This is a genomic window from Microlunatus capsulatus, from assembly GCF_017876495.1.
Lineage (GTDB): Bacteria > Actinomycetota > Actinomycetes > Propionibacteriales > Propionibacteriaceae > Microlunatus > Microlunatus capsulatus.
Genome location: NZ_JAGIOB010000001.1, coordinates 1,665,895 through 1,680,655 on the forward strand (window position 1 = coordinate 1,665,895; position 14,761 = coordinate 1,680,655).

14 protein-coding genes and 1 tRNA gene are annotated in these 14,761 nt (G+C 73.1%); 2 read left to right on the forward strand and 13 right to left on the reverse strand.

Features of this window, described 5'->3' with window-relative positions:
• Positions 1-6: 6 nt before the first annotated feature.
• The 8 genes from JOF54_RS07685 to xylA all read right to left on the reverse strand — a co-directional run bounded on the left by JOF54_RS07685 (position 7) and on the right by xylA (position 7,497).
• On the reverse strand, positions 7-1,428 hold the full coding sequence (locus JOF54_RS07685) for an MFS transporter (RefSeq protein ID WP_210054454.1): 1,422 nt from the start codon (positions 1,426-1,428) through the stop codon (positions 7-9).
• A 96-nt stretch (positions 1,429-1,524) separates the two neighbouring features.
• Complete coding sequence (gene rplA / locus JOF54_RS07690) at positions 1,525-2,226, reverse strand: 50S ribosomal protein L1 (protein WP_210054456.1); 702 nt, start codon at positions 2,224-2,226, stop codon at positions 1,525-1,527.
• 229 nt (positions 2,227-2,455) lie between these two features.
• Positions 2,456-2,887: a 50S ribosomal protein L11 gene (rplK, locus tag JOF54_RS07695; RefSeq protein ID WP_210054458.1), complete on the reverse strand. Its 432-nt coding sequence runs from the start codon at positions 2,885-2,887 to the stop codon at positions 2,456-2,458.
• 109 nt (positions 2,888-2,996) lie between these two features.
• Complete coding sequence (gene nusG, locus JOF54_RS07700) at positions 2,997-3,851, reverse strand: transcription termination/antitermination protein NusG (protein WP_307803945.1); 855 nt, start codon at positions 3,849-3,851, stop codon at positions 2,997-2,999.
• A gap of 110 nt (positions 3,852-3,961) precedes the next feature.
• Positions 3,962-4,546 (reverse strand): preprotein translocase subunit SecE, encoded by a 585-nt coding sequence (gene secE, locus JOF54_RS07705; protein ID WP_210054462.1) that lies wholly within the window; start codon positions 4,544-4,546, stop codon positions 3,962-3,964.
• A gap of 74 nt (positions 4,547-4,620) precedes the next feature.
• Positions 4,621-4,693 (reverse strand) — tRNA-Trp (locus tag JOF54_RS07710).
• Between the two features lie 207 nt (positions 4,694-4,900).
• Positions 4,901-6,184: an aspartate aminotransferase type Ic gene (locus JOF54_RS07715; RefSeq protein WP_210054465.1), complete on the reverse strand. Its 1,284-nt coding sequence runs from the start codon at positions 6,182-6,184 to the stop codon at positions 4,901-4,903.
• 122 nt (positions 6,185-6,306) lie between these two features.
• A complete protein-coding gene (gene xylA / locus JOF54_RS07720) occupies positions 6,307-7,497 on the reverse strand; it encodes a xylose isomerase (protein WP_210054467.1) in 1,191 nt (396 codons plus the stop codon).
• A 144-nt stretch (positions 7,498-7,641) separates the two neighbouring features.
• On the opposite strand from xylA, the gene JOF54_RS07725 reads away from it, so the two are divergent.
• Together JOF54_RS07725 and JOF54_RS07730 are read left to right on the forward strand one after the other, a co-directional pair.
• Positions 7,642-8,664, forward strand: a complete 1,023-nt coding sequence (locus JOF54_RS07725; RefSeq protein ID WP_210054469.1) for a LacI family DNA-binding transcriptional regulator — start codon at positions 7,642-7,644, stop codon at positions 8,662-8,664.
• A 50-nt stretch (positions 8,665-8,714) separates the two neighbouring features.
• Positions 8,715-10,211: a long-chain-fatty-acid--CoA ligase gene (locus tag JOF54_RS07730; protein ID WP_210054470.1), complete on the forward strand. Its 1,497-nt coding sequence runs from the start codon at positions 8,715-8,717 to the stop codon at positions 10,209-10,211.
• Between the two features lie 99 nt (positions 10,212-10,310).
• Here the strand turns inward: JOF54_RS07730 and treZ are convergent, their stop codons facing one another.
• Genes treZ through JOF54_RS07755 form a run of 5 tightly spaced genes read right to left on the reverse strand, consistent with a single transcriptional unit; the run spans position 10,311 to position 14,759 of the window.
• Positions 10,311-12,098, reverse strand: a complete 1,788-nt coding sequence (gene treZ / locus JOF54_RS07735; protein ID WP_210054472.1) for a malto-oligosyltrehalose trehalohydrolase — start codon at positions 12,096-12,098, stop codon at positions 10,311-10,313.
• Positions 12,095-13,144 carry a UDP-N-acetylmuramate dehydrogenase gene (locus JOF54_RS07740; protein ID WP_210054474.1) on the reverse strand — a complete coding sequence of 350 codons (1,050 nt, stop codon included), beginning with the start codon at positions 13,142-13,144 and terminating at the stop codon, positions 12,095-12,097. The genes treZ and JOF54_RS07740 overlap by 4 nt, the downstream gene beginning before the upstream one ends.
• Entirely contained in the window at positions 13,137-13,565 is a 429-nt protein-coding gene (locus JOF54_RS07745; RefSeq protein ID WP_210054476.1) for a MaoC/PaaZ C-terminal domain-containing protein, read from the reverse strand. Before JOF54_RS07745 ends, JOF54_RS07740 begins: the two co-directional genes overlap by 8 nt.
• A complete protein-coding gene (locus JOF54_RS07750) occupies positions 13,562-13,987 on the reverse strand; it encodes an FAS1-like dehydratase domain-containing protein (protein WP_210054478.1) in 426 nt (141 codons plus the stop codon). The genes JOF54_RS07745 and JOF54_RS07750 overlap by 4 nt, the downstream gene beginning before the upstream one ends.
• A 10-nt stretch (positions 13,988-13,997) precedes the next feature.
• Positions 13,998-14,759 carry a sirohydrochlorin chelatase gene (locus JOF54_RS07755; protein ID WP_210054480.1) on the reverse strand — a complete coding sequence of 254 codons (762 nt, stop codon included), beginning with the start codon at positions 14,757-14,759 and terminating at the stop codon, positions 13,998-14,000.
• Between the last annotated feature and the right edge of the window lie 2 nt (positions 14,760-14,761).

Genomic DNA, 14,761 nt, shown 5'->3' on the forward strand with positions numbered 1-14,761 from the left:
GACGGCTCAGGCGAGGGGCCGGGCGCCGTGGCGGCCGAGGCCCGCCCAGGAGACGACCGCGCCGACGACGAGCACCCCCGCGCCGACCAGCATGGCGACGACGAAGCCCTGCTCGAGCGCACCGGCGTCGTCGACCCCGGCCCCGCCCAGACCGGCCACCGCGGGCACGACGGCGATGGCCAGCAGCCCCGCCGAGCGGGCCGTCGCGTTGTTGACCCCCGACGCCGCGCCGGCCAGGTGGTCGGGGGCGGCGGCCAGCACGGCGGCGGTGAGCGGCGCCACCGCGCAGGACAGGCCCAGGCCGAGCAGCAGGACCGAGGGCAGCACGTCGGTGAGGTAGTCGGCCCCGGGGCCCACCCGCAGGGCGGCGACGAAGCCGGCGGCCGCGAGCAGGCAGCCGACCGTCATCAGCAGGCGCGGGCCCTGCCGCTGCGCCAGGGCGCCCGCGCGGGCCGAGAGCAGCAGCATGCAGAGCGTCACCGGGAGGACGGCGGTCCCGGCGGCGAGCGGGCTCCAGCCGCTGACCACCTGCAGCTGCAGGACGATGAGGAAGAAGTAGACCGACAGCGCGGCGTAGACGAAGACGGTGACGAGGTTCGTGGCGGCGAAGACGCGGTCGGCGAACATGTCGAGCCGGACCAGCGGCTGCCGGGCCCGCCGCTCGACGAGCACGAAGGCCACCCCGGCCAGCAGGCCCGCGCCGGCGACGGCGGCGAGCACCGGGTGCCAGCCGCTGCGCCCGGCCTCGGTGAGGGCGTAGGTGAGGCCGCCGAGAGCGGCGACGACCAGCAGGGTGCCCGGCAGGTCGACGTGGCCGGTGCCGGCGGCGACCTCGTCGTCGCGGCTCTCGGGCACGTGCCGCAGGGTGACGACGACGATGAGCGCGGCCACCGGCAGGTTGATGAGGAACACCCAGCGCCAGTCGACGCCGACCAGCCAGCCGCCGAGGAAGGGGCCGACGGCGCCGGCGATGCCGCCGAGGCCGGACCAGGCGCCGACGGCCCGGGCGCGGTCCTGGGGGCGGAAGCTGGCGGAGATGATGGCGAGGCTGCCCGGGGTGAGCAGGGCGCCGCCGACGCCCTGCAGGGCCCGGGCCGCGACCAGCACCTCCTCCCCGGGCGCGAGCGCGCAGAGCGCGGAGGCGACGGCGAACCAGACGACGCCGACCAGGAACATGCGCCGGCGGCCGTAGAGGTCGCCGAGCACGCCGCCGAGCAGGATCAGCGCGGCCAGGGTGAGGGTGTAGGCGTTGACCACCCACTGCAGGGCGGTGAAGCCGGCGTCGAAGTCGCGGCCGATGGCGGCGAGCGCGACGTTGACGACGGTGCCGTCGAGCTGGGCCAGGCCCGAGCCGGCGATGGTGGCGAACAGGACCCAGCGGCCCTGCGGGCTGCCGGCCCGGACGAGTTCGGCCGGGGCGACGGTCACCGCTGGGGGGCCGTCGGGGTCCGGGGACGCGGACGGGCCGCGCACAGCGTGCGCGGCCCGTCCGTCGAGCTGGTCACCGGGAGGTGGGGAGCGAGGTCACTCCGCCTCGGGCTTGGTCCGGTTCGGGTCCAGGGGCAGACCCGGGCCCATCGTGGTCGAGAGGGTGATCTTCTTCAGGTAGCGGCCCTTCGAGGCGCTGGGCTTGAGCCGCAGGATCTCGTCGAGGGCGGCGTAGTAGTTCTGCTCCAGCTGCTCGGTGCTGAACGACGCCTTGCCGATGATGAAGTGCAGGTTCGCGTGCCGGTCGACCCGGAACTCGATCTTGCCGCCCTTGATGTCGGTGACGGCCTTGGCGACGTCGACGGTCACGGTGCCGGTCTTCGGGTTCGGCATCAGACCGCGCGGGCCGAGGACGCGGCCGAGCCGGCCGACCTTGCCCATGAGGTCCGGGGTCGCGACCACGGCGTCGAAGTCGAGGTAGCCGCCGGCCACCTTCTCGATCAGCTCGTCGGAGCCGACCTCGTCGGCCCCGGCCGCCTCGGCCGCCGCCGCGCGGTCACCGGTCGCGAAGACGAGGACCCGCGCCGTCTTGCCGGTGCCGTTGGGCAGGTTGACCGTGCCGCGGACCATCTGGTCGGCCTTGCGGGGGTCGACACCCAGCCGCATGGAGACGTCGACCGTCTCGTCGAACTTGGCCTTGGTGTTGGCCTTGGCGAAGTCCATCGCCTCGACCGGGGCGTAGAGCTTCTCGCCGTCGATCTTCTCGGCGACGGCGTTGTAGACCTTGCTGCGCTTCATTCTGGTTCCTTCCAGGTGTGGTGACGAGCCGCGCTCGGGCTCTCCCACAGATCAGTTGGGTGGTGCTGGTGCTGCCCTTCGACGAGTTCGAGGAGCGGTGCTCCAGAGGCACACGGAGATCGCGCCTCCGTCGGAAGGAGCAACCGCGGGAACACGCTTTTCGTTCCCGCGGTTGTGACGCCGACGGAGGGTCTGAGCGATCTCCGCGACCGAGCGGAGCGAGGTCCAACTACTCGGAGACGGTGACGCCCATCGAGCGGGCGGTGCCCTCGACGATCTTCATGGCGGCGTCGACGTCGTTGGCGTTGAGGTCCGGGAGCTTGGTGGTGGCGATCTCGCGCACCTGGTCCCGGGTGATCTTGCCGACCTTGGTGGTCTGCGGGACGCCGGAGCCCTTGGCGACGCCCGCGGCCTTCTTGATCAGCTCCGCGGCCGGCGGGGTCTTCGTGATGAAGGTGAACGTGCGGTCCTCGTAGATGGTGATCTCGACGGGGATGACGTTCCCGCGCTGCGACTCGGTCGCGGCGTTGTAGGCCTTGCAGAACTCCATGATGTTGACGCCGTGCGGGCCGAGGGCGGTACCGACCGGCGGCGCCGGGGTGGCGGCGCCCGCGTTCAGAGCGACCTTGACGAGGGCCGCGACCTTCTTCTTGGGAGGCATTGCGTGTGGGTCCTTCTCGATGTGCGGCGGGCGTGCACCCGCCGCGGTGGTCGTGCCGGGTCGTGCGACCCGGCGTGGGTGGTGGTCGGACCCTGCGGCCCGACCGGCCTCAGACCTTCTGGATCTGAGGGAAGGTCAGGTCGACCGGGGTCTCGCGACCCAGGATCTCGACCAGGGCCTTCAGCCGCTGGTTGTTGACGTTGATCTCGGTGATGGTCGCGTGCACCCCGGCGAAGGGCCCGTCGACGACCATGACGGAGTCGCCGACCGCGAAGTCGGCCACCTCGACCTTCTTCTTGCGGCGGCTGGGGGTGTCGCTGGCGGCGTTGGCGGCCGCGACGACGGCCGGGGCCAGCATCTTCTCGACCTCCTCCAGGCTCAGCGGCACGGGGGAGTTCGAGTGGCCCACGAAACCGGTCACCGAGGGCGTGTGCCGCACGGTCGACCAGGACTCGTCGGTCAGGTCCATCCGGACCAGGACGTAGCCGGGGAGCACGGTGCGGCGGATCTGCTTGCGCTGGCCGTTGCGGATCTCGGTGACCTCTTCGGTCGGCACGATGATCTCGAAGATGTAGTCCTCCATGTTGAGCGAGGACACCCGGTTCTCCAGGTTCTGCAGCACCCGGTTCTCCATCCCGGAGTAGGTGTGCACGACGTACCAGTCGCCCAGCTTGGCGCGCAGCTCGCTGCGGAAGGCCTCGAGGGCGTTCGTGCCGGCCTCGGACTCCTCCTCGTCGTCCTCGTCCTCCTCCTCGGGCTCCGGCTCGCCGAAGTTGAGGTCGATGCCCTCGCCCTCGCCGGCCACCGAGCCCTCGGCGGGGCTGCTGCCCGCGCCGAAGTCGAGGTCGATGCCGAGGTCGTCGTCGGCGCTGCGGTGGTAGTCGCCCTGGCCGAAGTCGATGTCGAAGTCGGCGGCCTGGACCGCGGTGTCGTCGTCGGAGGTGCGCGGGAGCGCGTCGCTCACCGGGGTGCTGTCGGCAGCGCCTTCCCGCGGTTCCGCGGCCTTCTGCGGCTCGTCGGCTGAGAAGGTGTCTGACACGTGGATATCTCCGTCACTAGTGGGGGTGTGGGTCATCAGGCGAAGACCCGGAAGATCGCCCAGCCCATGCCGAGGTCCAGCAGGCTGACGTAGGCGATCACGAACAGGACGAAGACCAGGACGACCACGAAGTAGTTGAGGAGCTGCTGACCCGTCGGGTAGACGACCTTGCGCAGCTCGCCGACCGACTCCTTGACGAACCCCACGGGCGTGGTGCGGTGCACCTTCTCGGGCCGGTCGCGCGAGGGGGTCGGCGCGTCCTTGGCCCGGGGGGCCGGACGGCGCTCGCGGCCGCGCTTCGCCTCGCGGCCGACGGCGCCGGCCGCGACGGGCTCGAGGGCGTCGCTGCGGTCCTCGGCGCCGTCCTCGGCGCGGTCGTCGTGCGCGTCCCCGGAGCCGGTGTGGTCGAGGTCGGCGACGTCGGAGCGGCCGGCGGTGTCGTAGCCGGAGGCGGCGAGCTCGTCGCCGGAGGGCGCACTGCCCTCCTCGACCTCGTGGTCGGCGCTGCCGTCCGTGTCGTCGGCCCGCATCGCGTGCGCGCCGGTCGAGCCCGAGGTAGGCGTGGACCGGTCATCGGAGGTCGGCTCGCCGGCCGTACCCTCCTCGTCCTTGTCTGCCACGGTGTGACCTTCCCTCGCGTTGAGCGGCCTGCCGGTCCGACCACGGACCGCGCCGGCCCCGGACCTGGCCTTCGCAGGGCAAGAGGGACTTGAACCCCCAACCTTCGGTTTTGGAGACCGATGCTCTGCCAGTTGAGCTATTGCCCTTCGGTGCCGCTCCCCCGTGCTCCGGGCGCTGTGAGGGCGCACGGAGGCACTGGTGATCGTCACCAAGAGGTCGAGTGTAGCGACGTCCCGTGCCCGAGTCGAACCGGACCCGGGGGGCTCGCGCACCCCCACCTGCTCGTCCGAGGTTACCCGACGCCGGCCCCGCGGCCCGCACGCGCGGGCGCCGGGACCGGGGGCGGGCAGGACCTAGGACGCCTCGGCGAGCCGCTGCTCGACCGCCGCCAGCAGCACGCAGACGGCGAGGCCCTCGATGGCCTGGGCCACGGCGTCCGGGCTCGGCATGGTGGGCGCGATCCGGATGTTGCGGTCGCGGGGGTCCCGCCCGTACGGGAAGGCCGCGCCGGCGCCGGTCATGGCGATGCCCGCGTCCTTCGCCAGCGCGACCACGCGGGTCGCGGTGCCGTCGGCGACGTCGAGGCTGATGAAGTAGCCGCCGTCGGGGTCGGTCCAGGTCGCCGCGCCGAGGTCGCCCAGCCGGTCGGACAGGATCTGGTCGACCAGGGCGAACTTGGGCGCGATGATCGCGCGGTGGGCCCGCATCAGGGCGCGGACGCCGTCGGCATCGCGCAGGAACCGGGCGTGCCGCAGGTGGTTCACCTTGTCCGGGCCGATGGTCCGCTTGCCGAGGTGCCCGAGGTACCAGGCGATGTTGGCGGCCGAGGAGGCGAAGAAGGAGACGCCGGCGCCCGCGAAGGTGATCTTCGAGGTCGAGGCGAAGAGGAACACGCGGTCCGGGTTGCCGGCCTCGGCGGCCAGGCCGAGGACGTCGAGCGCCGGGGTCTCCACGTCGGTCAGGTGGTGGACGGCGTAGGCGTTGTCCCAGAAGACGCGGAAGTCAGGCGCCGCGGTCGGCATGGCCAGCAGCGCGCGGGTGACGTCCTCGCTGTAGACCGCCCCCGTCGGGTTCGCGTAGGTCGGCACCACCCAGATGCCCTTGACCGACGGGTCGTCGGCGACCAGGGCGCGGACGGCGTCGAGGTCGGGGCCGTCGGCCCCCAGCGGCACCGGCACCATCTCGATGCCGAACTGCTCGCAGAGCGCGAAGTGCCGGTCGTAGCCCGGCACCGGGCAGAGGAACCTGACGTTCTCCTCCTGGGCCCAGGGCCGCGGCGAGCCGACGGTGCCCTTGAGCAGGGAGAAGACGATCGCGTCGTGCATGACGGCCAGGCTGGCGTTGTCACCGGCGACCAGCTGCGCCACGGGGACGTTGAGCAGCGGCGCGAAGATCTCCCGCAGCTCGGTCAGCCCCTGGAGGCCGCCGTAGTTGCGGACGTCGACCCCGGCGGCGTCGGCGTGGTCGCCCTCCCCCGGCAGCGAGAGCAGCGCGTTCGACAGGTCCAGCTGAGCGGACGACGGCTTGCCGCGCGTCAGGTCGAGCGTCAGCCCCTGCGCCACCAGGGCCTCGTAGGCGGCGGACTGCTCGGCGTGCAGCGCGACGAGCTCGTCGCGGCTGAGCTCGGACAACGACATGGGTGCACCACTCCTGCAGGGGGGTCTCGGGCCGCGGGCCACTCTAGCCGGGCCACCCCGGGGCGGACGGTGCCCGCGCCCCGGGGTGGACGGCTCAGGGTGGTGGCCTCAGGGACCGGCGGTCAGCGGGCACCCATCAGGTGCTCGAGCGCCAGCTGCTGCAGGCGGACGAAGCCGAAGCCGCGGCCGTTGTAGTACGGGGCCGGATCGAAGTCCTCGAAGGCCGACGCGTCGCCCAGCAGGGCCGTGTAGTCCTCGCCCGGGTTCAGCGTGGGCTCGCGCAGCTCGGCGACCTTGGCCGCCGCCAGCGCCTCCTGCACCTCCGGGTCGGCCCGGAAGGACTGGGCGCGCTCCTTGAGCAGCAGGTACATCGACATGTTGGCCTTGGCCGACTCCCACACGCCGTCGTAGTCCTCGGTGCGCGAGGGCTTGTAGTCGAAGTGGCGGGGGCCGTCGTAGGCCGGGCCGCCGTCCGGGCCGCCGTGCTCGAGCAGGTCGACGAGGGAGAAGGCGTTCTGCAGGTCGCCGTGGCCGAAGACCAGGTCCTGGTCGAACTTGATCGAGCGCTGCCCGTTGAGGTCGATGTGGAAGAGCTTGCCGGCGTCGAGGGCCTGGGCGACGCCGTGGGTGAAGTTCAGCCCCGCCATCTGCTCGTGGCCGACCTCGGGGTTGATGCCGAAGAGCTCGGGCTTGTCGAGGGTCTCGATGAAGGCCAGGGCGTGGCCCAGCGTCGGCAGCAGGATGTCGCCGCGGGGCTCGTTCGGCTTCGGCTCGATGGCGAAGCGGATGTCGTAGCCGCGGTCGGTGACGTACTCGGCGAGCAGGTTGACGGCCTCGCGGTAGCGGGCCAGCGCGGCCTGCACGTCCTTGGCGGCGTCGAACTCGCTGCCCTCGCGGCCGCCCCACATGACGAAGGTCTGCGCGCCCAGCTCGGCGGCCAGGTCGACGTTCTTGAGCACCTTGCGCAGCGCGTACCGGCGGACGGAGCGGTCGTTGGAGGTGAAGCCGCCGTCCTTGAAGACCGGGTGGCTGAAGAGGTTGGTCGTGACCATCGGGACGACGATCCCGGTGGACTCCATCGCGCCCTTGAGCCGGTCGACCTGCGCCTGCCGCTCGGCCTCGGTGGCCTCGAGCGGGAAGAGGTCGTTGTCGTGGAAGGTCAGGCCGTAGGCGCCCAGCTCGCTCAGCTTCTCGACCGCCTCGACGACGTCGAGGGGCTCGCGGGTCGCACCGCCGAACTGGTCCTGGCCGACCCAGCCGATGGTCCAGAGGCCGAAGGAGAACTTGTCGTCGCGGGTGGGGGTGGGGGTCATCGTCGATCCTTCGCGGTCGCGGGTGGTGGGGTCCGGGCGCGCACGGAGCGGCCCCTCCCCCGGGGTCCTGGTCCGATCCTGCCCCGCCCCGGCGCCGCCTGTCAATCGTTATCGATAACGTTATCCAGACGCTAGGGTGGGGCCGTGCCCCGCAGTCGAGCGACGATCCGTGACGTGGCCGAGCAGGCCGGCGTCTCCGTCGCGACGGTGTCCAAGGTGCTGAACGACCGCTACGGCGTCAGCGTGGCCACCCAGGGGCGGGTGCGGCAGGTCATCGAGGACCTGGGCTACCAGTCGAGCATCGTGGCCAGCAGCCTGCGCAGCCACCGGACCGGCGTCCTCGGGGTCCTCGTCGCCGACCTCGAGCCCTTCAGCACCGAGCTGCTCAAGGGGGTGGCCACCGCCGTCCGCGGCACGGGCTACGAGCTGGTCATCTACTCCGCCGGCGGCCGGTCCGGGGACCGCGTCGGCTGGGAGCGCCGCTACCTCTCGCGGCTGGGCGGCACCCTCATCGACGCCGCGCTGCTCGTCACCCCGACCGCGGTCGACGCCGACAGCGGGCTCCCCGTCGTCGCCGTCGACCCGCACACCGGCGTCGGCGCGGTGCCCACCGTCCGGGCCGACGACGAGCGCGGCGCCCGGCTGGCCGTCGACCACCTGCTGGCCCTCGGCCACCGGCGGATCGCCTTCATCTCGGGCTGGCCCGGGCTGGGCTCGACCGGGCGACGGCACGAGGGCTACCGCGCCTCGCTGGCCGCCGCCGGGGTGCCGCACGACCCGTCGCTGGACGTCGAGGGCGACGCCACCGAGGAGCGCGCGCACGCCCTGGCCCGCGCGCTGCTGGAGCGCCCGGACCGGCCCACCGCCGTCTTCGCCGGGAACGACATGGCCGCGCTCGGCGTGCTGGACGCCGCCCGCGACCTCGGCCTCGACGTGCCGGGCCAGCTGTCGGTCGTCGGCTTCGACAACGTGCCCGAGGCCGTGATGTCCACGCCGGCGCTCACCACCGTCGAGCAGCCGATGCAGGCGATGGGCGAGCAGGCGCTGCGGATGCTGCTGGAGCTGCTGCAGGGCGGCACGCCGGCACCCCAGGTCGTGGTGGACACCCGGCTGGTCGTCCGGCACTCCACGGCCCCGCCGCCCGCCGCCCCCGCTCCCCCGCGCTGATCAGGGCCGATCCTCACCGCTGCGGGGCTGCGCCCGTCTACGCTCGGGCCATGACCGGGAACTCCAACATCGCCGTTTGGGTCGCCGACCGGGCGCTCTCCGACCCGCACCTGCCCGCCATCCAGCAGGGCGAGACGATCCTCAGCTACGCCGCCCTCGACGGGGCCGCGTCGCGCTTCGCCACCCAGCTCGCCGCCCGGGGGGTGCGGGCCGGCGACCGGGTCGCGCTGATCATGCCCAACGTGGCCTACTTCCCGATCGTCTACTACGCGATCCTGCGGCTCGGCGCCGTCGTGGTGCCGATGAACCCGCTCCTCAAGGCGGGCGAGATCGCCTACACCTGGCAGGACGCCGGCGCCCGCGTCGCCGTCGTCTTCCCGCTGTTCGCCGAGGAGGCCGGCAAGGCCGCCGCGTCGACCGGCACCGACGTCGTGGTCACGGTGCCGCAGGAGTTCGAGCAGGGCCTCTCGGCCGCCGAGCCGACCGACGAGGTCGCTGCCGTGGAGCCGGGCGACACCGCCGTCATCCTCTACACCTCCGGCACCACCGGGCAGCCCAAGGGCGCCGAGCTGAGCCACGCGAACCTGCGCAGCAACGCCACGACCACCCGCGAGACGCTGATGCCCAACGGCCCGGGCGACGTGCTGTTCGGGGGGCTGCCGCTGTTCCACTCCTTCGGCCAGACCTGCGGCCTCAACGCCGCGATGGCCGGCGGCGCCTGCCTCACCCTGCTGCCCAAGTTCGACGGCGAGCAGGCCCTGGAGGTCATCCAGCGCGACCGGGTGACGATCTTCCTCGGCGTGCCGACGATGTACATGGCGCTGCTCGCGGTGAAGGACCCCGGCCGCTTCGACGTCAGCACCGTCAAGCTGGGGGCCTCCGGCGGCGCCTCGCTGCCGGTGGAGGTGCTGCACGGGGTCGAGCGGACCTTCGGGTTCAGCGTGATCGAGGGCTACGGGCTCTCCGAGACCTCCCCCGTCGCCTCCTTCAACCACCCGGACCGGCCGACCAAGCCGGGCTCGGTCGGCACCCCCATCCGCGGCGTCGAGTTCGACCTGCACGACGAGGACGGGAACCCCGTCGGCGAGGGGGCGATCGGCGAGATCGTCATCCGCGGCGAGAACATCATGAAGGGCTACTGGCAGCGGCCGGAGGAGAGCGCCGAGGCGCTGCGCGGGGGCTGGTTCCACTCCGGCGACCTCGCCACCCGGGACGCGGACGGCTTCTACTTCATCGTCGACCGCAAGAAGGACATGATCATCCGCAACGGCTTCAACGTGTACCCGCGGGAGGTGGAGGAGGTCCTCTACACCCACCCCGCGGTGGCCGAGGCCGCCGTCTTCGGCATCCCCGACGCCACCCACGGCGAGGAGGTCGCCGCGGTGGTCACCCTCAAGGAGGGCGCCACCGCCACCCCCGAGGAGCTGCGCGACTTCGTCGCCGACCAGATCGCGGCCTACAAGTACCCGCGCGTGGTCCGGCTGGGCACCCTGCCCAAGGGACCGACGGGGAAGATCCTCAAGCGCGAGATCAAGCTCGAGGGCTAGCCCCGCGCAACCTCCGCGCCCTGAGCCTGTCGAAGGGCCTTCGACAGGCTCAGGCAGCGGTGGTCGGGCGAGCCTTCGACAGGCTCAGGCAGCGGGGGCTCAGTCCTGCTGGCGGAGCAGCGCGGCGGCCGAGTGCGGCGCTAGCCGTACGTGCTCGCCCTCGGTGCTGACGTCGCCGACCACGACGAGGGTCTCCAGCGGGCCGCCCTCGACGTCGACCTCGCTGGGGGTGTCGCTGAAGTTCGCCACCAGGACGACCGCGCCGCGCTCCAGCACCAGCCAGCCGCCGTCGTCGTCGGAGGTGGCCCGGCCGTGGTCGAACCGCGGGTCGGTGAGGTCGGGGTAGCTGCGCCGGACGCGGAGCAGCTCGGTGGTGAGCGCCAGCAGCCGGGCGTGGTCCCCCTCGGCCGGCTCCGACCAGTCGAGCTTGGAGCGGGTGAACGTCTTCGGGTCCTGCGGGTTGGGGACGTCGGAGGTGTCCCACGCCATCTCGGCGAACTCCTCGAGCCGGCCCTTGGCCACCGCCTCGCCGAGCTCGGGCTCGGGGTGGGAGGTGAAGAACTGCCACGGCGTCGAGGCGCCCCACTCGTCGCCCATGAAGATCATCGGGGTGAAGGGGCTGAGCAGCGTCAGCAGGGCCGCGATGCCGATCTGGTCGGTGCTGATCTTGGCCGACAGCCGCTCCCCGGTGGCCCGGTTGCCGATCTGGTCGTGGTTGTCCCAGCAGACCACCAGCCGCCAGGTCGGGGTGCGGAAGGTGTCGATCGGCTGGCCGTGCGAGCGGTGCCGGAAGCTGGACCGGGTGCCGTCGTGGAAGTAGCCGGCCTCGAAGACCTTGCCCAGCGCGGCCAGGGAGTCGAAGTCGGCGTAGTAGCCGCTCGTGTCGCCGGTCAGGCTGACGTACAGCGCGTGGTGGAAGTCGTCGCTCCACTGCGCCGTCAGGCCGTAGCCGCCGCCCTCGCGGGCGGTGATCAGGCGCGGGTCGTTGAGGTCGGACTCGGCGATCAGCGGCAGCGGCCGGCCGACGAACGCGCTGAGCGCGTCGACCTCGACGGCCATCTCCTCGAGGAGGTGCATCGCCCGGTTGTCGGCGAGGGCGTGCACCGCGTCGAGCCGCAGGCCGTCGACGTGGAAGTCGCGCAGCCACATGAGGACGTTGTCGATGATGTAGCGGCGGACCTCGTCGGACTCGGGGCCGTCGAGGTTCGGCGACTCGCCCCAGGTGTTGACCCCGGCCGCGTTCAGGTACGGGCCGAACAGCGGCAGGTAGTTCCCGCTGGGACCCATGTGGTTGTAGACGACGTCCTGCAGGACGCCGAGGCCGCGCGCGTGGCAGGCGTCGACGAAGCGCTGGTAGCCCGCCGGGCCGCCGTAGGCCTCGTGCACGGTGTACCAGAGGACGCCGTCGTAGCCCCAGTTGTGGACGCCGTTGAAGTCGTTGACCGGCATCACCTCGACGAAGTCGACGCCGAGCCCGACGAGGTGGTCGAGCTTGCCGATCGCCGCGTCGAGGGTCCCCTCGGGGGTGAAGGTGCCGACGTGCATCTCGTAGATGACCCCGCCGGCCAGCTGGCGGCCGGTCCACTTGTCGTCGGTCCAGCCGAAGGCCGTGGCGTCGTAGGTCCGCGACCACCCGTGCACGCCCTCGGGCTGGCGCTGCGAGCGCGGGTCGGCGACGACGGTGTCGGAGCCGTCGAGCACGTAGCCGTAGTCGAGCTCGCCCTCCCCGGCGCCGGGGACGGGCGACGCGGGGCGCCACCAGCCCTCCTCGTCGCGCTCCATCGGGACCCGGCTCACCTCGCCCGGGCCGTCGGACCCGACCGGGCGGGTCCACAACTCGACGGACTCCGGCAACGGAGCCCAGACGGCGAAGTCGAAGGTTGTCACAGTTCACACCCCACAAGGACTGGTTCGGGCACCAAGGTGATGCCGTACGTGCTCTCCACGCCCGCGCGGATCTGCCGCGCGAGGTGGAGGAGGTCACCCGCGGTGGCCCGACCACGGTTGGTCAGGGCGAGCGAGTGCTTGCTCGATACCCGGGCAGGGCCCTCGCCGAAACCCCGGCCGTAGCCGGCGCGCTCGATCAGCCACGCCGCGCTGGTCTTGACCCGGCCGTCGGGCTGGGGGAAGCGGGGGGCGTCGGCAGGCAGGGCGTCGGCCCGCTCGGGGTCGAGGACCGGGTTGGTGAAGAAGGAGCCGGCGCTCCAGGTGTCCGGGTCGGCGTCGTCCAGCACCATCCCCTTGCCCCGGCGCAGCGCCAGCACGGCCTCGGCGACCTCGCGGGCGGGCGCCCGCTCCCCCACCGCGACGCCGAGAGCGCGGGCCAGCTCGGGGTAGCGGACCGGCGCCGACAGCGACCCCAGCCGCAGCTGGAAGGTCACCGACAGGACGAGGTGGCGGCCGGGCTCGCTCTTGAACACCGACGAGCGGTAGCCGAAGCGGCACTCGAGGGCGAAGAAGGTGCGGATCGCGCCGGTGCGGCGGTCGAGCGTCCGGACGGTGGTGATCAGCTGGCCGACCTCGGTGCCGTAGGCCCCGACGTTCTGGATCGGCGTGCCGCCGACCGAGCCGGGGATGCCCGCGAGGGCCTCCAGGCCCACCTGCTCGTGCTCCAGGGTGTGCCGGACCAGCGACTCCCACGGCTCGCCCGCGGCGACGGTCAGGACGGCGCCCGAGCAGGCGGCGACGTCCTCCTCGATCCCCCGGGTCACCACCTTGACGACGGTGCCGTCGAACCCGTCGTCGCCCACCAGCAGGTTCGACCCGCCGCCGAGGACGAGCACGGGCTCGCCGGCGGCGTCGAGGTCGCGGACGGTCGCCACCAGCTCGGCCTCGGTGGCCGGCGCCAGCACGCGCCGCGCGGGACCGCCGACCCGGAGCGTGGTGTGCGCGGCCAGCAGGGGCGAGAGCGCGTCCCCGGCGGCCTCAGCCACCGAGCTCGACCTGGGCCCGGGCGGCGCCGAGCACCTTCTGGCCGCCGGCGACGACCTCGAGCGCGACGGTGGCCAGGGTGCCCTCCAGCGCGACGACGGAGGCGGTGACGACGACCTCGGCCCCCACGCCGTCGTCGGGGACCACGACGGGCTTGGTGAAGCGGACGGCGTAGCTGCGGACGCGCTCCGGGTCGCCCACCCAGTCGGTGACGACGCGCAGCGCCGTGCCCATGGTCAGCAGCCCGTGCGCGACGACGCCCGGCAGCCCGACGGCGGCGGCGAAGTGCTCGGAGTGGTGGATCGGGTTGAGGTCGCCCGAGGCGCCGGCGTAGCGGACCAGGTCGGTCCGGGTCAGCCGCACCGTCAGCGGCGGCAGCTCCGTGCCGACGGCGACGTCAGCGGGCACGGCGGCGGCGCTCACGCGGCGGCCTCGCGGCTGTGGAAGAAGGTGGCGACGGCGGTGGCGACCGGCTCGTCGTCGAGGGTGCGGATGGCGATCGAGGCGCCGATGATGTCGGCGGCCCCGCGCACCCGGACCTTGTCGATGGTCAGCGTCGCGGTGACCCGGTCGCCGACGCGGAGCAGCCGGTGGAAGTCGAAGCGCTGGTCCCCGTGCACCACCCGGCGCAGCGCCAGGTCCAGCTCGGGGTCCTCGAACAGGGCCTGCCACGCGGTGGCGGCCAGCACGGCGGCGAAGGTGGGGGGTGCGACGGCGTCGGGACCGGCGTACCGGGGGTCCGGGTCGCCGAGGGCGGCCGCGAACTCGGCCACCTTGACCGCGGTCACCTCGTACGGCTCGGTCGGGGGGTAGGTGCGCCCGACGTGCTCCTGCGCGATGGCCATGACGCCAACGCTAACGGAGTCCGGAGCGCTGCCGCGCCTGCGCGTGGCGGCGCAAGACCAGCGGAGCGGCGAGGTCGCCGAGCGGCGGCAGCAGGGCCCAGCCGCGCTCGTCGGCCAGGGCGGCCAGCGGGCGGAGCAGCAGGCCCGGGGACAGGAACAGCGGCAGCAGGGCCACGGGGTCGCCCAGCTCGGGCAGCACGGCCGCCGTCCGCGGGTCGGTGGTGGCGAAGGCGGCTCGGACGCGGCCGGGGCGCTGCCGGTCCAGCCGGGCGGCGAGGTCGTGGACGGCGTCGTTGGCGGCGGCGTTGGAGGACCCGACGGCGTAGAGCAGCACGTCGTGCTGGGCGGGGACGGCGGAGCGGGCCAGGCTGGCGCCGACCAGCTCGAGGGTGTCCGCCCCGGTGCCGAGGATGTCGGAGAGGACGATCTCCAGCCCGGTCGCCGCGGTGGCCTCCGCGACGGCCTCGGGGACGTCGACCGTGGCGTGGAAGGCGACCGTGAACAGCAGCGGGACGACGACGGCGCTGCGGTGGCCGGCGGCGACCAGGGCCGCGGCCGTGGTCGTCAGGTCCGGCTCGGCGAGGTCGAGGAAGGCGGTCCGGGCGTCGACGCCGCCGCTCGTCCCGACCAGCTCCAGCAGCTGCTCGACGGCACGGGTGCCGGCGGCGTCGCGGCTGCCGTGCGCCAGGCCGACCAGCGCCGGCCCGGTCGGGGAAACGGACGAGCCGCCCGCATCAGCGGACGGCTCGGTCGTGGGTCGGGGACCCGGCACGC